This window comes from Pseudomonas sp. Bc-h (genome assembly GCF_002080045.1).
Taxonomy (GTDB): Bacteria; Pseudomonadota; Gammaproteobacteria; order Pseudomonadales; family Pseudomonadaceae; genus Aquipseudomonas.
Map to the genome: position 1 here is coordinate 145029 of NZ_MUIN01000013.1, position 20154 is coordinate 165182.

Sequence of the window (20154 nt, forward strand, 5' to 3'; positions counted from 1 at the left end):
GGGGGCGGCCCGTTTTACGAGCCGCCCATGCATTGCTCAAGGCTTGCCGCCAGCGACGCTGACGGGGACCCATTTGTCGGCCTTGACCTGGTAAACGGTGAAGGTCGGATTCTTCAGATTGCCTTCGGCGTCGAAGGCGATCGGGCCGGTCACACCCTGATAATCGATATTGCGCAGCACCGGCAGGTACTTCTGCGGGTCGGTGGAGCCGGCTTTTTCCAGGGCTGCGATCAGCACACCCACACCGTCGTAGGCGAACGGCGCGTGCAGTTCGATGTGGGTCTTGTAGCGGTCGACATACGCCTGCTCGAACGCCTTGCCACCGGGCATCTGCTCGACCGCCAGGCCCGGTTCCAGTGCCGTGACGCCTTCACCTTCCTTTTGGGCCAGGGTCAGGAAGGTCTGGCTGACGAAGCCACCTGCGCCCATCAGTGTCGCCTTGATGCCCAGCTGTTTGATGCGTCGCGCCAGTGGCGCGGCCTGTGCATCGACGCCGCCGAAGAAAATCAGGTCCGGGTTCTTGCTGCGAACGTTGGTCAACACGGCACTGAAGTCCACGGTCTTGTCGTCATACTCGCGGGAAACCACCGCTGCGCCACCGGCCTCGATGGATTTGACGAACTGATCAGCCAGGCCCTGACCGAACGCGGTACGGTCGTCGATCACCGCAATGCGCTTGGCCTTGAGGGTTTGCAGCGCGTATTTGCCGGCCACCTGACCGCCATCGTCGTCATGGCCCATGATCCGGAAACTGGTGTCGAAGCCCTGTTGAGTGTAGGCGTGACCGGTGGCCACCGGCGCGACCTGGGCGACGCCTGCATCGTGATAGACCCGGGCCGCCGGGATGCTGGTGCCGGTGTTCCAGTGACCGACCACACCCACGACGCCAGCGTCCACCAGGCGCTGAGCCACAGTAACCGCAGCACGTGGGTCGGACTGGTCGTCTTCGGACACCAGTTTATAGGTGACGGCTTCACCGCCGATTGTCGGGTGGCGCGCGTTCGCCGCATCGATTGCCAACTGCGCGCCATTTTCCAGGTCCTTGCCGATTCGCGCCGAAGGTCCGGTCAAGGGCCCGGCGAGGCCGATCAGCACCTGTTGATCGGCTTGCGCCACGGCGGCGGCGAGGCTGCTCAATACCAGACCGGTCAGGGCCGCGTGTTTGATGAGGGCAGTGAATTGCATGCTGTGTTTCCTGAGTGTGGTCGCGGTTTCGTTCGCCGCGACGTCGGTGATGACACGCCGGAGGCCCGGTAGCGTTGGGATTCATTCGCCCAGATAGGCTGCGCGCACCTGAGGGTCATTGATCAGCGTCGACGACGCGCCATCGAGGACGATCCGGCCGCTGTCCATGACGTAGGCGCGCTCCGTCACCTGGAGTGCCAGTCGAGCGTTCTGCTCCACCAGCAGCAGGGTCATGCCGCGACGGCAGACTTCGCCGATGACCTGGAAAATTTTCTCAACCATTACAGGCGCCAGGCCCATGGACGGCTCGTCGAGAATCAGCAGGCGAGGGCGGGCCAGCAGGGCGCGGCCCAGGGCGAGCATTTGTTGCTCGCCGCCGGACATCAGCCCCGCAGGCTGCTGCAGGCGCCGCCGTAAATGCGGAAACCAGTCCAGGATCTGTGCGATTTCGTCGCGGATCGCCGCGCTGTCACGTCGTAAATGAGCGCCAGCCTGGAGGTTTTCCAGCACGCTCATCCGGGCGAACACGCCGCGACCTTCGGGCACCATCGCCAGACCCAGTGCCGGACGTTCATGGGCTGCGATACCACGCAGGGAGCGTCCGTTGAAAAGAATGTCGCCGGCGCTGGCCGCCAGCAGGCCAGTGAGGGCCTTGAGGGTCGAGGTCTTGCCGGCGCCGTTGGAGCCGATCAGCGTCACGTGTTCGCCGTCTTCGACCGAAAGGTCCAGCGACTTCACCGCCTGAATCGCGCCGTAATGCACATCCAGCCCGGTGATTTGCAGCAAGGGCTCAGCCATGGACACCGGCTCCCAGATACGCCTCGATCACCGCCGGGTTGCTGCGCACATCCTGCGGCGAGCCCTGGGCAATGATCTGGCCGTGGTCGAGAACGGTGATGCGGTCGCACAGACCCATCACCAGTTTGACGTCGTGTTCGATCAACAGCAGCGTGCGGCCATCGCCGCGAATCTTTTCCAGCAGGTCGCGCAGTTGAAGTTTTTCCGTGGCATTCATGCCGGCCGCAGGTTCGTCCAGGGCCAGCAACCGAGGTTCGGTGGCCAGTGCCCGGGCGATTTCCAGGCGTCGCTGATGACCGTAGGAAAGCGTGTCGGCACGACGTTCCGCCAGTTCGCCGATGCCTACGTAATCAAGCCAGTGGCGAGCGATCCGGCGGGTTTGCGCCTCTTCTTCCCGTGCCCTGCGGTGGCGCGTGAGGGCTGCCCAGACGCCGTTGCGGGTGCGAACGTGGCGCCCGACCATGACGTTCTCCAGCACGCTCATGGCATTGAACAGACGAATGTTCTGAAAGGTGCGGGCGATGCCGGCCTGCGCGACCTTGTGTACGGAAGAAGGCTGGTAGGCCACACCTGACAGGGCAAAGCGGCCGGCATCGGCGCGATACAGCCCGGTCATGACATTGAAGAAGGTGGTCTTGCCCGCGCCATTGGGACCGATCAATCCGTAGACTTCCCCGGCCTGGATGCTCAGGTTCACGTCGGTCAGGGCACTGACTCCGCCGAAATGCTTGCTCACCCCTTCGATCTGCAGCAAAGCGCTCATGATCTTGCCTCCCGCGCTGCCGGCCACATCCCGGCCGGGCGATAGAGCATGACCAGAATCAACGCCAACCCGTAGAACAACTGGCGAATGATTTCCGGGTCCACCAGCACCTGACCGAACAGAGATTGCTGAAGGCTGCCCATAGTGGCGCGCAGTACTTCGGGCAGCGCCGCCAGCAGCACGCAACCCAGAATCACGCCGGGAATATGGCCCATGCCGCCCAGCACGACCATCGCCAGTACCGCCACAGACTCGTTGAGGCTGAATGACTCAGGCGAGACGAAGCCCTGAAACGAAGCGAACAGGGCACCGCCCACGCCGCCGAAACTGGCGCCGATGGCGAACGCCAGCAGCTTCAGGCGACGGGTGTCCAGCCCCATGGCTTCAGCGGCATTCTCATCCTCGCGGATGGCCACCCAAGCCCGGCCGATGCGCGAATCCTGAAGGCGTACGCAGGCGAACATGATCAGTAGCGCGAGCAGGGCGAACAGGTAGTAATAGAGATACACCGAGGGAATGCGCAGGCCGAAGAGCTCCTGGGTTCGCGCCAGATTGACGCCGAACAGCTGGATCGGGTCGACCGACGAAATGCCTTTGGGGCCGTTGGTTATGTTCAGCGGACGGTCCAGATTGCGCAGGAAGATGCGGATGATCTCGCCGAAACCGAGCGTGACGATGGCCAGGTAATCGCCGCGCAGCCGCAGGGTCGGCGCGCCGAGCAAAATACCCAGGCCTGCTGCGAGCAACCCCGCCAGCGGCACGATCAACCAGATCGAGGTGTGCATGCCATGGGGCAGGGCAGCCGCCAGCGCCGGAAACTGCGTGAGCAGGTGCGGCGAGGACAGCAGCGCGGCCAGATACGCACCCACCGCATAGAACGCGATAAAGCCCAGATCGAGCAGCCCCGCATAACCGACCACGATATTCAGGCCCAGCGCGAGCATGATGTAGAGCAACGCGAAATCGAGCATTCGCACCCAGGCGTTGCCGCCGGCCTGGCCCGCGATCCACGGCGCCAGCAGCAGCGCAAGGGCAAACAGCACAATCCCGAATCGGGCCCGTTGTGCGGGCCGTGTCACTGCGATGAGCAGGCTCATGCGCGCACCGCCAGACGTTCGCCCAAAAGGCCCGAAGGGCGCAGTACCAACACCGTAATCAGCACCATGAAGGCGAACACGTCCTGATAGCTGCTGCCGAATACGCCGTCAGTCAACTCGCCCATGTAGCCGGTTCCCAAGGCTTCGATCAGGCCCAGCAGGATGCCGCCGAGCATGGCGCCCTTGAGGTTGCCGATGCCGCCGAGCACTGCGGCCGTAAAGGCTTTGAGACCCGGCAGAAACCCCATGTAGAAATGTGCGCTGCCATAATTGCTGGCCATCATGATGCCGGCGAGGGCTGCGAGGCCGCCGCCGATGGCAAAGGTCAGCACGATGACGCTGTTCGGATTAATGCCCATCAGACTCGCCACCTGCGGATTCTCCGCCACCGCGCGCATGGAGCGGCCGAGACGAGTGCGCTCGACCAGCAATAGCAAGCCGCCCATGACCAGCATGGCGACGAGCACGGTAATGATGGCGGTCATGTTGGTGATGGCGGGCGCATGAGTGGCATCGCCAGCGGTCACCTCGATGGCGTCCAGCGGCAACAACTGAGGAAACACCTGGGGATTGCGCGACCAGATCAGCATCGCCACGGTTTGCAGTAACAGCGATACCCCAAGGCCACTGATCAGTGGCGCCAGGCGCGGCGCATTGCGCAAACGCCGATACGCGATACGTTCGATCAAGCCAGCGAGCAGGGCGCAGGCGGCCATGGCGATGACGCCCGCGACGATCAGCACCACGATGTCCGGCAAGCCGGGAAACGCGCTCTGCAATAGATGGATAGCCGAAAGGCCGATCAGCGCGCCGATCATCAGTACGTCGCCATGGGCGAAGTTGATGATGCGCAGGATCCCGTAGACCATGGTGTAGCCGAGGGCGATGAGCGCGTACAAACTGCCCAGCACCAGGCCGTTGAGCAACTGTTGGATGAACATATCCATGAGAGGGGCAAAGCCTTGGGTCAATCGTCGCGGGCGCGACCGGAACAGGGCGGCACACTAAATAATCGTTTTATATTTATCAACTAACAAAAATTCATAAGGTTATAAGCAATTGTTGATACCGGTTTTATGGGCGTTTCTGAGTTGTTTTCTGTAGCTTTCCAAGCGTAACAATAAGGTTTAAGCTCAATACATGAATAATATAGAACAAATGCAAAACGACCCTCCGCTGCGCGCCGTGCGCACATTCGAAGCCTTTGCCCGTCATGGGGGGGTCAATTCGGCTGCCCGCGAACTGGATGTCTCGCCCTCGGCGATCAGTCATCAGTTGCGCCTGCTGGAGGAGTTCCTCGGCCAGTCGCTGACCTCAAGGCAAGGCCGCAACCTGATTCTTACGGACGAAGGGCGTGAATATTACCGGGCGATTCGCTCGGCGTTCGCGGTGCTGCGCAGTGCCACTGAGCATGTGCGTGAACAGTCGGCGACACGCCAGGTGACGATCAGCCTGATCCCGATGTTCGGGATCAATCTGTTCATCCCGCGCCTGGGTGAGTTCCTGGCCGAGAACCCGGCGGTGGACGTCAACGTGACCTATGCCAATCACCGCAGTTACCCCAGCGATGCCGCTGACATTTCGATCCGCTTCGGTACCGGGCACTGGCCGGGCTATCACAGCGAGCCGCTGATGTCTGGTGGCGTGACGGCGTGGTGCAGCCCTTCATTCAAGGCCCTTCACGGCCGCATCGATACGCCTCAGGCGCTGGTGGAGTTGCCGTTGCTGCACGATGAGGAGCGTGGCACCTGGATGGCGTGGTTACAAAGCGTCGGCGTCCGGCACCCGACAGCGTTGCAGGGACTGTTGTTCGAAGACGGCCAGCTTGCTCTGACTGCTGCGCTCAACGGTTTGGGCTGCGCGCTGCTGCGCGAACCCTTGGTGACGCCGCTGCGTGATCGGGGCGAGCTGATCAAACTGTTCGACCATGGCCTGGATGACGGAAGGGCGTATTACCTGTGTCGACGCGCCGATGGCGAGCTTTCACGAGAAGGGTTGAATCTCTACAGCTGGATCAAGCGCGTATTGCTGACTTGACCTGGCGCAGTGCGCGGCCAGCCCGGGGTTGGCGCCCGGGCTGGATACGAATGACAAGGCGGGGAACGAGAGCCTGCTCAAACAGGCTCTGGTGCACTGCGGACCCGGATCAGTATTTCCAGGTCAGCGAGGCGGTCACGTTGCGTGGCGCGCCGTAGTTGCTGGCGGTGGCGCTGTACAGCGACGTCAGATACTTGCGATCGGTGACGTTGTTGAAGTTCAGCGCGGTGCTCCAGTTGCTGTCGATGTCGTAGCTGGCCATCAGGTCGACCAGCGCATAGGCGTTCTGGCGGATAACGCTGATGTTGTCGTTCTGGATACCGCTCTGCCAGCTGACGCGAGTGCCGACACGGGCTTGTGGCAAGCCCGGCAGACGATAGGTCGCCATGCCGTGGAAGCTGTGGGTTGGTACGTAGCGGCGGGCCTTGTCGCCGTCGTCGTTATCGATGCGCACATAGGTGTAACCCGCCAGCAGGTCGAGGCCAGGCAACGCTTCGCCCGAGGCTTCGAGCTCAATACCGTGGCTCTTGTATTCCCCGGTGAAATAGCGGAACTGAGAGCCGACCTCAACGTATTCGTTGGTCATGACATTGCTTTGTTCGGTCTTGAAGACCGCCGCCGTCAGGTTGAGGCGATCTTCCAGCACGCTGCCTTTGACGCCTGCTTCCAGGCTCTTGCCTTCCAGAGGATCAAGCGGTTTGCCGTCCACGCCGACGTAGCCGTATTGCGGGTTATAAATCTGCGTCCAGCTGGTATAGAGGCTCCATTGCTTGTTCACGTCATACACAAGGCCCGTGTACGGCGTGACCTTGCCGTGCTCGCGCTGGGCGTGATCGACACCGTAGCTCTCGCCGGTGCCATCGGTGCTGAGCATGCGTGCGCCGGCAATCCAGTGCAGGTCGTCCGCCAGGCTGAAGCGGGCTCCGGCGAACAGGCTCTTCTGCCGGTCGATGATGTTCTGGTTGTTGATGTCGCTGGTGTAAATGAACTGCGGCGCAGGTTCGGTGCCTGCAAGGATGCCGGCGAACGAGGTGTCGTAGTAGCCCTCTTCAGCGGCATCGTACTCGCTCGCTTTCTGGTGCGTACGGCCATAGCTCGCGCCGAACGTCAGCTCGTGTTCACGTCCGAACAGGCTGAACGGGCCGGAGACTTTCGCCTCGCCGATCAACTGGTGCGAGCGGCCCGATGTCTGTGCCGCGAACGCCGATGCATCGTCGTCGGTGACGCTGGCGACGTACAGCATGCTGCTGTTCTGGTATTCGGTGATGCCGGTGCCAGTCAACGTGGCGTTCCAGCCGTTGCCGAAATCATGTTTGAATTCCGCAAAGACCTTTTGCGTGTGAATGTTCCAGTACGACCATGGCTGGCCGACGTTGGAGCTGCGGCTTGAGTAATGGATCGGGTTGTTGCTGCTATCGACCAGCGGCAGGTTGCCCCAGGTGCTGCCGTTGGAGTCGCTGTTGTGCTGCGAGAAACCCACCGTCACGGTGTCGGCATCGGACAGGTCGAACGCCAGCAAGCCGGCGGCCACGTTCTTCTCGTGGCTGTAGCGGTCCATCCAGGAATTGCCTTTTTCGTGGGCGTAGATGAAGCGTCCGCGCACGTTGCCGGTCTCGGTCAGCGGCCCCGAGACATCCACATCCACACGACGGGTGTCCCACGAACCTACGCTGGTGTCGATCTGCGCCTGGAATTCCTTGGTCGGGCGCTTGCGCACGAAGTTGACGGTGGCGGAAGGGTTGCCCGTGCCGCTCATCAAGCCGTTGGCGCCGTGCAGCACGTCGATCTGCTCGTACTCGGCCATGTCCAGATCGCCGTTGAGGATGCTCTGGGTGAACGGCATGTTCATGCCGTCGAACTCGAAGCTGTTGATCTCGAAGCCACGGGAAGTGAACTCGGTGCGGTCGGTTTCGCTCTGTTCGACAGTGACCGACGGCGCGGAACGCAAGGCGTCCTTGACGCTGTTGATCTTGTAGTCGTTCATCTGGTCACGGGTGATCGTGGTGATCGCCTGTGGCGTTTCCTTGTTGGTCAGCCCCAGTTTTGTGGTGCTGGAGGAGGGCTTCCCTACATAACCCACGCTTAACGCGTCGTCCTGAGCGACCGCGCTGTCCTGTACTTGCGTTGCAGGGAGCGTCATTTCATCGGCGGCGTGGGCCAGCGTTGCAGCGCTGACGGCAGCCGCCAGGAGCAGGGGAGAGAAACAAGGATTCACAATCGGCATTCCCAAAGAGCGTCAAAAAGATGAATGCGATTCTCTATCATTATCAAAATGATAACTAGATGTGTCTTGTACTAATTTTTTACAAATTTTTCACAATTGGCTGGTGTCCGCGGCTTTGTGGCGCGGTGGCGCTTGCTGAGGGCGGGGCAGCTGGCATGATCGCTGCTAGAAATTAAAGAGCTAATCAATTAATTTGCGTCTACGAAATCTTCGCCGGATGTAAGCCGGTGGAGTCGCACGTTTGAACCTCAAGGTAACGCGGACCTATGCAAACAATAACGGGCCGACGCGGCAGCGCAGCCGCTGTGGCAGGGAAGGGCAAGACCGGCAGAAAAGGGCCTGGACGACCGGAAGGCGCCAGCAATTTGCGGGACGAGATTCTGGATGCCGCCGAGGAGTTGTTCGCCAACCTCGGATACGCAGGCACCACGATGCGCGAGGTGTCGCAGCACGCCAAGGTAACTCAGGCGCTGATCAGCTATTACTTCGGTTCCAAATACGGCCTGTTCGAAGAAGTGTTTCTGCGTCGCGGCAGCGCGATTTCCGATGAGCGCCTGAAGAATCTCGACACCCTTCAGGCGCAGGGTCAGACCCCAGCCGTACGGGCGATTGTCGAGGCGTTTCTTCTGCCTACCGTGGTGTTGCGAACGTCCATTCAAGGTCGTCACTTCCTGCGGTTGCAGGCGCGGTTGCACACTGAGCCACCGACCATCTCCTATGCATTGCGGGACAAGGCCTATGGCACATCGACCCAGCGTTACGTCGATGCCTTGAAGGAAGCCGTGCCTGGCTTGAGCGATCTCGACGCCAACTGGCGGATCACGTTGATGGTGGGCACTTACCTGTATGCGTTCTCCGACAGTCATCGCATGGAAGAGCGTTTGCCGGACGGCCAGTACAACCCCGAAGACTGGCAGTCGCTGATTCAACAGGTGACCAGTTTTGTCGTGGGCGGAATGTCGGCGTAGGCGTTACCGAATGTGGCAGCGAAGCACCGTTTTGGGAGTTGCCTGGCCAGAATGGTGCGTTGCGCAACACAGTGGGTAACGCGAATATTTTTATAAAAACTTTGTAAATCAGGCAGATACGAGAATTTTCTGCAATTTGGCACGGCTTCTGCTACCCATTAATTAAAAGGTTGATTAATTAATTTTGATTGTCTGGTAGAACAAAGGAGTCGTGATGAACCTGATAGCCGTCTCATCTCATCAACCGGTCACCGCTGCGGATGGGTGCCAGGACCCCGTGTTGCTCAACGACTGGCACGTCGTGGGTTACAGCAGCGATTTCGTCGCCGGGACCATCTACCCCGTGCGCCTGCTGGAGCGTGAATTGATCGTCTGGCGCAGCGAGGACGGCTCGATTCATGTCTGGGAAGACCTGTGCATTCACCGTGGTGCACGCCTGTCCAAAGGCTGGATCAAGAACGATTCGGTGGTGTGTCCTTATCACGGCTGGGAGTACAACGGCAGTGGCGCCTGCACCCTGATGCCCGCCGCTCCCGATGAAAAGCCGATGAAGAAGGCCAAGGCATTTCCTTATTCAGCAGTCGAGCGTTACGGTTTTGTGTGGACGTGCCTGGGTGAGCCTGCCGAAGACATTCCAGTGTTTCCGGAGTGGGACGACGAGGTCTTCATGAAGGTCCACAGCGGCCCGTACCCGTATGCGGCGAACGGTTTTCGCGCGGTCGAAAACTTCATCGACGCGTCGCATTTTCCGTTTGTGCACGCCGGACTCAATGGGGTGATGGACAAGCCTGACCGCCTCGAGCCCTACACGGTCGAAGAGGTCGACAGTGGCCTGCGATCTTCAGAAGTCAGGGTGTTCCAGCCCTGGGGTGATGCACGCGGCAAACCGCTGGTGGCGTTCTATACCTACCATGCGTTCCGCCCGTTGGTGGGGTACTTCTCGAAACGCACTCAGGATTCCGACACCGAAGGCAATGTCATCAGCGACCAGTCAGACACCTTCGCCACGCTGTTCACCGTTCAGCCGCTGGATGCGGTCAATTGCATCGTTCGTGTCTGTGCGGCCATGAATGTCAGCCCTCGTCCGGACCCGGAAGCCGTCCGCGCCCGCGCTGACGTAGTGTTCGGTCAGGATCGCGACATCGTCGAAAGTCAGCGTCCGGAGCGCATTCCCACCGAACTGCGTTACGAGCTGCACCACCGCACTGACCTGATGGGTCAGCGCTATCGCACCTGGCTGCGCAACAAGGGCATCAGCTATGGCGTTATCTGACGGCATGTTCAAGGTGCGCCTGCACGCCATCGAATATGGTGCGCCGGGCATCAACATCTACACCTTCGAATCGCTGGACGGCTTGCCGTTGCCGGCTTATGAGCCAGGCGCCCATGTCGATGTGACGATGGCGGCGGACCTGCTTCGTCAGTACTCGTTGCTGTGGCCTGCGACCAACCCGGCGCAGTACCGCATTGCCGTGCAATTGTCGGAGGCGGGGAAGGGCGGATCGCGCAAGCTGCATTTCGAGTCGGTGGTGGGTGCGACCTATGAAGTCTCGGCGCCGCGCAATCACTTCCCGCTGATGCCAAGCGATGAAGCGTTCCATCTGTTCGCGGGCGGCATCGGCATCACGCCGATCATCTCGATGTATCGCCAGTTGAAGGTCAGCGGTTGCAAGGTCACCTTGTATTACTGGGCCGGTAGCGCGCAGCACATGCTGTTCCACGATCAGTTGTGCCAGGAGACCGGCGACGTTCGGCTGTTTCACACGCGAACCGCAGGCGAGAAGCCGCCTCGACTGATGGACGTGCTCACGGCATTGCCCCACAGCGCACAGCTCTATTGTTGTGGGCCGCAAGGAATGGTCGATGAGTTTGACCGGCTGACCCTGGACCGTCCGCAAGCCAATACCCATCGCGAGCGATTCAGCGCCACGACTGATGCGTTGCAGCCGGGAGATTCCTTTCGCGTGTACCTGCAGCGATCCGGCCTGACCTTGACCGTTCCGGCAGAACAGACCCTGTTGCAAGCCTGTGAAGCGGCGGGCATCGACGCTGCCTATTCCTGTGAAGAAGGCGTCTGCGGCGCATGCGAAGTAAAGGTGCTGGCGGGGCAAGTGGAGCATCGCGACACCGTCCTCACACCAGGGCAACGGCAACGCAGCGAAAGCATGATGATCTGCTGCTCCCGGGGTTTGGGCGACACCTTGGTGCTGGACTTGTAGCGGGGCATCCAGCTCATTTTTGCCCGTTTAATTAATTGGTTGATCAATTATTACAGTGTGTCACGGCGATATCTGTCGCCGGGCAGGAGGAACACCCATGGACAGAGCATTACGAGTCGGCATCATCGGCGCGGGAATCGGCGGCGTCACCCTGGCCCGCGCCCTGAATCAGCAAGGTATCGAGGCGTGTATTTTCGAGCGCGCTCCGATGTTCGGCGAGGTCGGCGCAGGGGTGCAGATGACCCCGAATGCGGTGAAAGTACTCTCGGAACTGGGCCTGGACGATCAACTGAGAAAGATCGGGTTTCTGCCTCAGGCCATGATGGGACGTAACTGGAAGACCGCCCGGGAGCTATTCCGCACGCCACTCAAAGAGTCGTGCCCGGCACTGTACGGCGCGCAGTTCTATCACGTGCATCGCGCCGATCTGCACGCGGCGCTGGCCAGCGATATCAAGCCTGGCCAGGCGACTTTCGGCGCCCAGTGCGTGGGCATGCTGCAACACGCCAACACGGCGGTGGCGCAGTTTGCCGATGGCTCGGAGTTCGAGGCCGACCTGATCGTCGGTGCGGACGGCGTGCGTTCGGTGATCCGCGAGCAATTGTGGGGGCAGGAAGCGGCCAACTACACCGGGCACATGTGCTGGCGCGCCCTGGTCAACGTCGACAAGCATCCGCTGCCCTTTGTCAGCCCCGACTCGAATTTCTGGATGGGTCCCAAAGGCCATGTGGTGACCTACTACGTGAAGGGCGGCTCGATGGTCAACATCGTCGCGGTCAACGAAAGTCCGGCGTGGGTCGAGGAGTCCTGGAACGCCAAGAGTACCTTGCAGGAGCTGCTCGGCGGCTTCGAAGGCTGGCACCCGAACCTGATCGAGCTGTTCAAGCGCGCCGATCCTGACGCGATTTACAAGTGGGGCCTGTTCGACCGCAACCCGATGCAGAGCTGGTCCAAGGGCAACGCCACGTTGCTCGGCGATGCGGCGCACCCGATGTTGCCGTTTCTTTCCCAGGGCGCAGCGATGGCCATCGAAGACGGTTACGTTCTTGCTCAATCCCTGGCATTTCATGGCCCACGGCAGCTGCAACAGGCGCTACGTGCCTATGAACTCGAGCGATTGCCGCGCACCAGCCGCGTTCAGCTGGAAGCTCGCGAGCGCGGCCGTACCTATCACCTGCCGTCGGCATGGTCGCAACTCAAGCGCGACATGGCCTACCGCTGGAGGCAACTGCTCAACCCGAACGCGGTGGGCATTCAGGCCAATTGGGTCTACGAATACGACGCCCGGGATTGCGCCACGCGCTTCCCGCTGGCGCAAAAGATCCCGGCCTGATCGGTCGCTCTGAACACCCAGAGGTTCAAGATTGGGGAGCACATTGAATGAGTCAGTTTCGCTACGGCGCGCACGTGCACGCCAATGGTATTCGCCAACATTATCTGCACTACGGCCCGCTCGGTGGCAGCGACGTGCGGCTTGATCCGGTGATCATTGTGCCGGGCATCACCAGCCCGGCAGTGACCTGGGGATTTGTCGCCGAACGTCTGGCCGAACACGTCGAGACCTATGTGCTCGATGTGCGTGGACGCGGGCTTTCGCAGGCAGGTGCGGATCTGGATTATGGGCTCGACGCCCAGGCCAGCGACCTGATCGCCTTCGCCGAGGCGCTGGGCCTTGAGCGCTACAGCGTGGTCGGTCATTCCATGGGCGCGCGAATCGCCATTCGCGCAGCCACATCTCACCCCAGGGCGATGGCGCGGGTGGTGCTGGTCGATCCGCCGGTTTCGGGGCCGGGCCGACGGGCCTACCCCGCGCAATTGCCCTGGTACATCGACTCGATCCGGCAGGCCAGGCTCGGCATGAGCGCCGAGGACATGCATGCGTTCTGTCCCACCTGGACCGAGGCGCAACGGGCCTTGCGCGCGCAGTGGCTGCACACCTGCGATGAGCGCGCAATTCTCGCCAGTTTCAACGGCTTTCATGAGGACGAAGTGGTGGAGCAGGTTGCGGCCATCCACTGCCCGGCGCTGTTGGTTACGGCAGCCAGAGGCGATGTGGTGAAGGATGAAGATGTCGTTGAAATGCAGTCGCTGCTGCCTGCGCTGAGTCACGTTCGGGTGGCCGATGCCGGACACATGATTCCGTGGGACAACGAACCCGGCTTTTACGCCGCGCTGGGCAATTTTCTCGGCGCGTCACTCACTCAAACGGGAGGGCGCTGAGCATGGCTGTCAGTGACTTTACGATGATCGACGCCTGGACCCAGGTGCTTGAACTGTCCAACCTGCAGCCGGGTCAGGCGGTGACCATTCTCACCGGTGCGGACACCCATCCGCAGACCCTGCGCACGGCGCAGATCGCCTGCCAGGCCTTGGGCGCGGTGATCAATCGTCTTGATCTCGCCCCGGTCAATGGCGAGCGCTCGCTGAGCCGCGATCCGCTGGCCTATCTGGGGACCACGCCGTTGACGGGGAACAAGCCGGCGATGGCGGCGCTGAAAGCCAGTGATCTGGTGCTGGACCTGATGACACTGCTGTTTTCGCCGGAGCAACACGAGATTCTGGCCAGCGGCACGAAAATCCTGCTGGCCGTCGAGCCGCCGGAAATCCTTGCGCGCATGGTTCCGACCCAGGCTGATCGCGAGCGCGTCATTCGCGCAGCGGCGCGCATCGAAAAGGCTTCGGTGATGACCGTCAGTTCGCCTGCGGGCACCTCGCTGCGCTGTCCGCTGGGGGAGTTTGCGGCGATCAGCGAGTACGGTTTCGTCGACGCACCGGGGCGCTGGGATCACTGGCCCAGCGGCTTCGTGCTGACCTGGCCCAACGAGTTGCAGGCCAGCGGCACGATCGTCATCGATCGCGGCGACATTCTGCTGCCACACAAAAGCTACGTTCAGGACCCTATCGAACTGACGGTCGAGCGCGGTTATGCCACGCGTATTGACGGCGGCGTCGAGGCTGCGCTGCTGCGCGACTACATCGAGAGTTTCGCCGACCCCGAAGCCTATGCCATTTCCCATATCGGCTGGGGCCTGCAACCCCGGGCGCGCTGGTCGACCCTCGGCCTGCTGGATCGCGAAGCGCATATCGGTATGGACGCACGGGCTTACGAAGGCAATTTCCTGTTCTCCCTGGGGCCGAACAACGAAGCCGGCGGATCGCGAACTACGGCGTGCCATATCGACATTCCGTTGCGCGGCTGCACGGTACGTCTGGACGATCTGCTGGTGGTCGATGGCGGCAAAGTGGTCAACGAGGGCTCGGCGCAATGAACGATCCAACACGCACTGCAGACCTCGAAAGCTATCAGCGCCAGGGCTTCGGTGCCGACATGGCCCTGCCAGCGCCTTATGCACTGTTGATCATTGATCTGGTGGAGGGTTTCGCCGATCCCGAGATCTTCGGGGGCGGCAATATTCCCCAGGCCATCGCGCAAACGGAACAGCTATTGGCCCATGCCCGCAAGCAGGGCTGGCCGGTGGCGCATTCGCGAATCGTCTTCGCCGATGACGGCGCCGACGCCAATGTGTTCTCGCTCAAGGTGCCCTCGATGCTGACCCTGACCGAACATGCGCCACGCAGCGCCATTGTGGAGCAACTGACGCCGGTGTCGGGGGAGTTGGTGGTGCGCAAAACGCTGCCATCGGCGTTCTTCGGAACCGACCTTGCGCCATGGTTGACCTTCCATGGCGTGCGCACGCTTCTGGTCGCCGGGGCGGTCACCAGTGGCTGCGTGCGAGCCAGCGTGCTGGACGCCATGAACCACGGTTTCCGGCCTCTGGTGGTCAGCGACTGCGTCGGCGACAGGGCCTTGGGGCCACACGAAGCGAACCTGTTCGACATGGCACAAAAGTACGCTGTGGTGAAGCCAATGGCCGAGGCGCTGGGCCTGCTGCACACCTGACTAGAGAGATAAAAAGCCGATCTGGCATACGCGTTGCTAATTAATTAACTGCCCGTTTAATAACGGTCGTCCGAGTCTGGAACGCCCTGATGCTGTGCAAGCCTTTCACCTGATCAGCTTGGAGAACACCATGAACATGCGTGCACGTTTCACGAAGTCGAATATGTTGGCCGGGGCGATTGCCTTGATCGTCAGCGGCCTGGCCTGGTCAGCGGACACGATCAAGATCGGCGATATCAACAGCTACAAATCACAGCCGGTGTTCACCGACGGCTACAAGAAGGGCATGGAGCTGGCGGTCGAGCAGATCAACGCGGCGGGCGGTGTCGACGGCAAGAAGCTGGAACTGATTACGCGCGATGACAATGCCAACCCCGGCGATGCCATTCGCCAGGCCGAAGACCTGATCAACCGCGAGCACGTCGATGTGCTGGCCGGCGCGTTCTATGCGCACATCGGTACTGCACTGTCGGACTACGCCAAACAGAAGAAGCGCTTTGTCCTGATCACCGAAGCCCTCAGTGACAACATCGTCTGGAGCGCCGGCAATCGTTACACCTACCGGCTGGATGCCTCGACCTACATGCTGACGTCGGCGTTGGTGGATGAAGCGGTCAAGTTGCACAAGAAGCGCTGGGCGCTGGTGTACCCCAACTATGAGTTCGGAACAGCAGCGGCCAGCGCGTTCAAGACATTGCTGAAGGCGCGGCAGCCAGATGTGGAGTTCGTCACCGAGCAGGCGCCACCGTTTGGCAAGGTCGATGCGGGCAGCGTGGTTCAGGCCCTGGTCGATGCCAAGCCGGACGCGATGTTCAACGCGTTGTTCGGTGCCGACCTGGCCAAGTTCATTCGTGAAGGCACCACCCGCAGCTTCTTCGGCGAGCAATTGCCGGTGCTCAGCATCATCACCGGCCAGCCTGAATACCTGGAGCCGCTCAAGGACGAAATCCCGCCGAACTGGACCGTCACCGGCTACCCCTGGTACAGCATCGACACGCCTGCCCATAAGGCTTTCGTGGATGCCTATCACGCCAAATTCGGCACCGAGAACCTGCGTTTCGGCTCGATCATCGGTTACTCGGCGATCCAGTCCATCGCGGCCGGGATCAAGGCTTCCGGCGGCAAGACCGATTCCGAATCCATGGTCGACGCCTTCAGCGGCTTGAAGGTGAACACCCCTGACGGCCCGCTGGAATATCGCAAGATCGACCATCAGGCCACGTGGGGGCTGTATGTCGGCAAGCTGGCGGTCAAGGACGGCGGCGGGGTGATGGTCGATTACACCTTCAAGCCCGGGGAAACGCTGCTGCCGTCGGATGACGAAGTGCGCAAGCTGCGTCCCGCAGAGTAAGAGACACACGGTCCGTCAGGCCACCGTCATCACGGCGGTGGACCTGACAGTCGAGACTGCTTGATCGAGGACGTCATGGACTTTTCAGCTTTTTTTGCTCAGCTACTCAACGGCCTGGCGGAGGCGTCGTCACTGTTTCTGGTGGCGGCCGGTCTGTCGCTGATCTTCGGCGTGACACGCATCGTCAACTTCGCCCACGGTTCGTTCTACATGCTGGGCCTGTACATCGCCTATTCACTGGTCGAACACCTCATGGGTTCGCTGGGGGCGGCCGGGTTCTGGCTGGGTCTGGGCTTGGCCGCGATCTCGGTCGGCGTGATTGGCGCACTGGTCGAGATCGTCTTGCTGCGACGTATCTACAAGGCGCCGGAGCTGTTTCAACTGCTCGCCACATTCGCACTGGTGTTGGTGATCAACGACGCGGTGCTGGGTTATTGGGGGGCCGAAGAATTGCTTGGACGTCGCGCGCCAGGCCTGTCCGGGTCGATCGATATCCTCGGTCGCCAGTTTCCGACCTATAACTTCTTCCTGATTGCCATCGGCCCGGTGGTACTGGGGCTGGTGTGGCTGCTGCTGGTGCGAACGCGCTGGGGCGTGCTGGTTCGTGCCGCGACGCAAGACCGGGAAATGCTCGGCGCATTGGGCGTCAATCAGGCGTGGCTGTTCACCAGCGTGTTTGCCCTCGGCGCGATGCTTGCCGGTCTGGGCGGCGCCGTACAGTTGCCTCGTGAACCGGCCAGCCTGGCGCTGGATTTGCGCACCATCGGCGAAGCGTTCGTCATCGTCGTGGTCGGCGGCATGGGCTCGTTGCCTGGCGCTTACGTCGCGGCCTTGCTGATCGCCGAAATCAAGGCGCTGTGCATCGGCCTGGGGTCGACCACGCTGTTCGGCATCACGATTTCCTTCTCCAAACTGACGCTGGTGATCGAGTTCCTGGTCATGGCGGTGGTGTTGGTGATTCGCCCGTGGGGCCTGATGGGCAAGCCGCAGGCGGTCAGCCGCAACTCGGCCCCGGTGGAAGCGCCGCTTCGCCCCGGTTCGACCCAGTTCAAATGGCTGACAGGCGCCTTGTTGGTCGTGCTCGCGGTGCTGCCGTTGCTGTCGACCTGGCTGCCTTACGCCAGCGTATTGACCCAGGACGTGCTGGTCACGGTGCTATTCGCCGTCAGCCTGCACTTCATCATGGGGCCGGGCGGCATGCACTCGTTCGGTCATGCCGCCTACTTCGGCCTGGGCGCTTATGGGGCGGCGATCCTGTTCAAGGTGCTGACCATGCCGATGCCCCTGGCCTTCGCCTTCGCGCCGCTGGTGGCGGGGCTGGGTGCGCTGGTGTTCGGCTGGTTCTGCGTGCGGCTGTCGGGGGTGTATCTGGCAATGCTCACGCTGGCGTTCTCACAGATCGTCTGGTCGGTGGTCTTTCAATGGGAAGACGTCACCGGAGGTTCCAACGGCATCACCGGAATCTGGCCGTCCAGCTGGCTCGACGGCACGAGTTATTACTACCTGACACTGGTGCTGGTGGCTGCCAGTGTGTTTGTGGTGCGACGGATACTCTTCGCGCCGTTTGGCTACAGCTTGCGTGCCGCGAGGGATTCGGCCCTGCGCGCCGATGCGATCGGCATCGACGTCAAGCGCGTGCAGTGGATGGCGTTCGTCATCGCCGGGCTGTTCGCAGGTCTTGCCGGAACTCTGTACATCTTCTCCAAGGGCAGCATTTCGCCAGACTCCATGGCCGTCGGCAAGTCGGTCGACGGCCTGGTGATGGTCCTGCTCGGCGGCATCCAGAACCTGCTGGGGCCGGTGGTCGGCGCCAGTGTCTTCAGCGTGTTGCAGGACTACATCATGCGCGCCACCGATTACTGGCGAGCGCTGTTCGGCGGGGTGATTCTGGTGCTGGTGCTGGTCTTCCCGCAGGGCATTGCCGGGTTCTTTCAAGAGACGGGCGGTTGGTGGCGCGCCTGGCGGACCCGGGCCAATGGCAGGGAAACATCTGTACCACGAGCGATGGAGAAACAGGCATGACGCTTCTGCAAGTACGTGGTTTGAACAAGTCTTTCGGTGGCGTTCGCGCGGTGGACGGCATCAATTTCGATCTGCAAGAGGGCGAGTTGCTGGCGTTGATCGGGCCCAATGGCGCAGGCAAATCGACGACCTTCAACATGGTCGGCGGTCAGCTCAAGGCGTCCGGCGGTTCGATTCGCCTGTTGGGTAAGGAGCTGGTGGGCAGGAGGCCGCGGGACATCTGTCGCATGCAGGTTGGAAGAACCTTCCAGATCGCCGAAACCTTCGCCTCCCTCAGCGTGGTGGAAAACGTGCAGATGGCGCTGCTGTCCCATTACGGCAAAGGTTTTTCGCTGTTTGGATCGGCGCGCAAGCTGTATCGCGACGAGGCCATGGAGTTGCTCAGTCAGGTTGGCATGCAACATCACGCCGAGCGCCCATGCAGCGAGCTGGCCTATGGTGACGTCAAGCGGGTGGAGCTGGCGATGGGCCTGGCGAACGATCCCAGGCTGCTGTTGATGGACGAGCCCACGGCGGGCATGGGCCCTGAAGAACGCAATGACCTGATGGCCTTGACCAAGCGTCTGGTGGTGGAGCGCAGGATGGCTGTGCTGTTCACCGAACACAGCATGGACGTGGTATTCGCCTACGCCGACCGCATGATCGTGCTGGCGCGTGGTCGCCTGATTGCCGAGGGCGACGCGCAATACATCCGCAATCATCCGAAGGTGCAGGAAGTGTATTTCGGCACCGGCAAGACCTTCGAAAATGAGCAGGCCCCGTCGCAGGTGACGCCATGAGTGCAGTACTTTCAATGCCAGCGTCGAGCGCTGTGTCGAGTGCCGAGCCACTGCTTGAAGTCGCCGGGCTCAATGCCTGGTACGGCGCGGCGCAGGTGCTGTACGACGTCAATCTGAATGTCCGGCGTGGCGAAGTCGTGGCGCTCATGGGCCGCAACGGCGCGGGCAAGTCCACGACGTTCAAGGCCTTGATGGGCATGCTCGATCGGCGCCGCGGCAAGGTGCGCTTCATGGGGCAGGAGGTCTCGACACTCCCGCCGTTCCAGCTGGCGCGGCTGGGGTTGGGCTTCGTTCCGGAAGACCGCCGGGTGTTCACCCATCTGACGGTGACCGAAAATCTGGAAGTCGGTCGCCAGGCGAATCGACGTTGGCCCGATGGCAGTGAAGCGTTGAACTGGACGCCGCAGCAGTTGTTCGAGTTCTTCCCCAATCTGGGCGTCATGCAGGACCGGCCGGGTGGGCAGATGAGCGGAGGAGAGCAGCAGATGCTGACTGTCGCTCGTACGTTGATGGGCAATCCCTTTCTGATTCTTCTCGACGAGCCCTCTGAAGGGGTGGCACCGGTGATTGTCGAGCAGATGGCCCACATGATTCTCGCGCTGAAGGCCAAAGGCGCGAGCATCCTGCTGTCCGAGCAGAATCTGCATTTTGCGGGGCTGGTGGCGGATAGGGCCTACGTTCTGGAAAAAGGCTTGATTCGATATGAGGGCAGCATGGCCGAACTCGCGGCAAACGAGGCTGTACGCAAGGCTTATCTGACCATGTAAGCAAATGCTTACACGTTCTTCAGTAAAGCTGCTGTATACACTC

At 61.3% G+C, this 20154-nt stretch carries 18 protein-coding genes; 12 read left to right on the forward strand and 6 right to left on the reverse strand.

Annotation, left to right across the window (positions count from 1 at the left end):
* Positions 1–36 precede the first annotated feature (36 nt).
* The 5 genes from BWR59_RS25895 to BWR59_RS25915 form a co-directional block, all read right to left on the reverse strand.
* Complete coding sequence (locus tag BWR59_RS25895) at positions 37–1185, reverse strand: branched-chain amino acid ABC transporter substrate-binding protein (RefSeq protein ID WP_081568533.1); 1149 nt, start codon at positions 1183–1185, stop codon at positions 37–39.
* A gap of 81 nt (positions 1186–1266) precedes the next feature.
* Entirely contained in the window at positions 1267–1983 is a 717-nt protein-coding gene (locus BWR59_RS25900) for an ABC transporter ATP-binding protein (RefSeq protein ID WP_081568534.1), read from the reverse strand.
* On the reverse strand, positions 1976–2746 hold the full coding sequence (locus BWR59_RS25905) for an ABC transporter ATP-binding protein (protein WP_081568535.1): 771 nt from the start codon (positions 2744–2746) through the stop codon (positions 1976–1978). Before BWR59_RS25905 ends, BWR59_RS25900 begins: the two co-directional genes overlap by 8 nt.
* Positions 2743–3843: an ABC transporter ATP-binding protein gene (locus BWR59_RS25910; protein ID WP_081568536.1), complete on the reverse strand. Its 1101-nt coding sequence runs from the start codon at positions 3841–3843 to the stop codon at positions 2743–2745. Before BWR59_RS25910 ends, BWR59_RS25905 begins: the two co-directional genes overlap by 4 nt.
* Positions 3840–4790, reverse strand: coding sequence for a branched-chain amino acid ABC transporter permease (locus BWR59_RS25915; RefSeq protein WP_081568537.1), 951 nt, complete (start codon positions 4788–4790; stop codon positions 3840–3842). Before BWR59_RS25915 ends, BWR59_RS25910 begins: the two co-directional genes overlap by 4 nt.
* A 193-nt stretch (positions 4791–4983) precedes the next feature.
* On the opposite strand from BWR59_RS25915, the gene BWR59_RS25920 reads away from it, so the two are divergent.
* Positions 4984–5880, forward strand: a complete 897-nt coding sequence (locus BWR59_RS25920; RefSeq protein WP_081568538.1) for a LysR substrate-binding domain-containing protein — start codon at positions 4984–4986, stop codon at positions 5878–5880.
* 109 nt (positions 5881–5989) lie between these two features.
* On the opposite strand, the gene BWR59_RS25925 is transcribed toward BWR59_RS25920, so the two are convergent.
* Positions 5990–8020, reverse strand: coding sequence for a TonB-dependent siderophore receptor (locus BWR59_RS25925; RefSeq protein WP_230982095.1), 2031 nt, complete (start codon positions 8018–8020; stop codon positions 5990–5992).
* Positions 8021–8370: 350 nt separating this feature from the next.
* Between BWR59_RS25925 and BWR59_RS25930 the strand changes: the two genes are divergently transcribed.
* The 11 genes from BWR59_RS25930 (at position 8371) to BWR59_RS25980 (ending at position 20111) form a co-directional block, all read left to right on the forward strand.
* Positions 8371–9072, forward strand: coding sequence for a TetR/AcrR family transcriptional regulator (locus BWR59_RS25930; protein ID WP_081568540.1), 702 nt, complete (start codon positions 8371–8373; stop codon positions 9070–9072).
* A 214-nt stretch (positions 9073–9286) separates the two neighbouring features.
* Complete coding sequence (locus tag BWR59_RS25935; protein ID WP_081568541.1) at positions 9287–10345, forward strand: aromatic ring-hydroxylating dioxygenase subunit alpha; 1059 nt, start codon at positions 9287–9289, stop codon at positions 10343–10345.
* Positions 10332–11291: a PDR/VanB family oxidoreductase gene (locus BWR59_RS25940; RefSeq protein ID WP_081568542.1), complete on the forward strand. Its 960-nt coding sequence runs from the start codon at positions 10332–10334 to the stop codon at positions 11289–11291. Before BWR59_RS25935 ends, BWR59_RS25940 begins: the two co-directional genes overlap by 14 nt.
* Before the next feature lie 97 nt (positions 11292–11388).
* The gene (locus tag BWR59_RS25945) at positions 11389–12624 is read left to right on the forward strand and encodes an FAD-dependent monooxygenase (protein WP_081568543.1); all 1236 of its coding nucleotides are present in this window, start codon (positions 11389–11391) and stop codon (positions 12622–12624) included.
* A 47-nt stretch (positions 12625–12671) separates the two neighbouring features.
* Complete coding sequence (locus tag BWR59_RS25950; protein ID WP_081568544.1) at positions 12672–13511, forward strand: alpha/beta hydrolase; 840 nt, start codon at positions 12672–12674, stop codon at positions 13509–13511.
* A gap of 2 nt (positions 13512–13513) precedes the next feature.
* A complete protein-coding gene (locus BWR59_RS25955; RefSeq protein WP_081568545.1) occupies positions 13514–14560 on the forward strand; it encodes a 2,5-dihydroxypyridine 5,6-dioxygenase in 1047 nt (348 codons plus the stop codon).
* Positions 14557–15192 (forward strand): isochorismatase family protein, encoded by a 636-nt coding sequence (locus BWR59_RS25960; protein WP_081568546.1) that lies wholly within the window; start codon positions 14557–14559, stop codon positions 15190–15192. Before BWR59_RS25955 ends, BWR59_RS25960 begins: the two co-directional genes overlap by 4 nt.
* A gap of 130 nt (positions 15193–15322) precedes the next feature.
* Positions 15323–16543 carry an ABC transporter substrate-binding protein gene (locus BWR59_RS25965; protein ID WP_081568643.1) on the forward strand — a complete coding sequence of 407 codons (1221 nt, stop codon included), beginning with the start codon at positions 15323–15325 and terminating at the stop codon, positions 16541–16543.
* Positions 16544–16618: 75 nt separating this feature from the next.
* Positions 16619–18565: an ABC transporter permease gene (locus BWR59_RS25970; protein WP_081568547.1), complete on the forward strand. Its 1947-nt coding sequence runs from the start codon at positions 16619–16621 to the stop codon at positions 18563–18565.
* Positions 18562–19344: an ABC transporter ATP-binding protein gene (locus BWR59_RS25975; RefSeq protein ID WP_081568548.1), complete on the forward strand. Its 783-nt coding sequence runs from the start codon at positions 18562–18564 to the stop codon at positions 19342–19344. Before BWR59_RS25970 ends, BWR59_RS25975 begins: the two co-directional genes overlap by 4 nt.
* Positions 19341–20111: an ABC transporter ATP-binding protein gene (locus BWR59_RS25980; RefSeq protein ID WP_143490946.1), complete on the forward strand. Its 771-nt coding sequence runs from the start codon at positions 19341–19343 to the stop codon at positions 20109–20111. Before BWR59_RS25975 ends, BWR59_RS25980 begins: the two co-directional genes overlap by 4 nt.
* The last annotated feature ends 43 nt before the right edge of the window (positions 20112–20154 follow it).

Coding starts and splice junctions, on each gene's coding strand:
- BWR59_RS25905 (WP_081568535.1), bottom strand. CDS start 2,746: ATGAGCGCTTTGCTGCAGATCGAAGGGGTGAGCAAGCATTTCGGCGGA.
- BWR59_RS25955 (WP_081568545.1), top strand. CDS start 13,514: ATGGCTGTCAGTGACTTTACGATGATCGACGCCTGGACCCAGGTGCTT.
- BWR59_RS25960 (WP_081568546.1), top strand. CDS start 14,557: ATGAACGATCCAACACGCACTGCAGACCTCGAAAGCTATCAGCGCCAG.
- BWR59_RS25970 (WP_081568547.1), top strand. CDS start 16,619: ATGGACTTTTCAGCTTTTTTTGCTCAGCTACTCAACGGCCTGGCGGAG.
- BWR59_RS25980 (WP_143490946.1), top strand. CDS start 19,341: ATGAGTGCAGTACTTTCAATGCCAGCGTCGAGCGCTGTGTCGAGTGCC.
- BWR59_RS25945 (WP_081568543.1), top strand. CDS start 11,389: ATGGACAGAGCATTACGAGTCGGCATCATCGGCGCGGGAATCGGCGGC.
- BWR59_RS25950 (WP_081568544.1), top strand. CDS start 12,672: ATGAGTCAGTTTCGCTACGGCGCGCACGTGCACGCCAATGGTATTCGC.
- BWR59_RS25925 (WP_230982095.1), bottom strand. CDS start 8,020: ATGACGCTCCCTGCAACGCAAGTACAGGACAGCGCGGTCGCTCAGGAC.
- BWR59_RS25965 (WP_081568643.1), top strand. CDS start 15,323: ATGAACATGCGTGCACGTTTCACGAAGTCGAATATGTTGGCCGGGGCG.
- BWR59_RS25915 (WP_081568537.1), bottom strand. CDS start 4,790: ATGGATATGTTCATCCAACAGTTGCTCAACGGCCTGGTGCTGGGCAGT.
- BWR59_RS25910 (WP_081568536.1), bottom strand. CDS start 3,843: ATGAGCCTGCTCATCGCAGTGACACGGCCCGCACAACGGGCCCGATTC.
- BWR59_RS25895 (WP_081568533.1), bottom strand. CDS start 1,185: ATGCAATTCACTGCCCTCATCAAACACGCGGCCCTGACCGGTCTGGTA.
- BWR59_RS25935 (WP_081568541.1), top strand. CDS start 9,287: ATGAACCTGATAGCCGTCTCATCTCATCAACCGGTCACCGCTGCGGAT.
- BWR59_RS25920 (WP_081568538.1), top strand. CDS start 4,984: ATGAATAATATAGAACAAATGCAAAACGACCCTCCGCTGCGCGCCGTG.
- BWR59_RS25930 (WP_081568540.1), top strand. CDS start 8,371: ATGCAAACAATAACGGGCCGACGCGGCAGCGCAGCCGCTGTGGCAGGG.
- BWR59_RS25975 (WP_081568548.1), top strand. CDS start 18,562: ATGACGCTTCTGCAAGTACGTGGTTTGAACAAGTCTTTCGGTGGCGTT.
- BWR59_RS25900 (WP_081568534.1), bottom strand. CDS start 1,983: ATGGCTGAGCCCTTGCTGCAAATCACCGGGCTGGATGTGCATTACGGC.
- BWR59_RS25940 (WP_081568542.1), top strand. CDS start 10,332: ATGGCGTTATCTGACGGCATGTTCAAGGTGCGCCTGCACGCCATCGAA.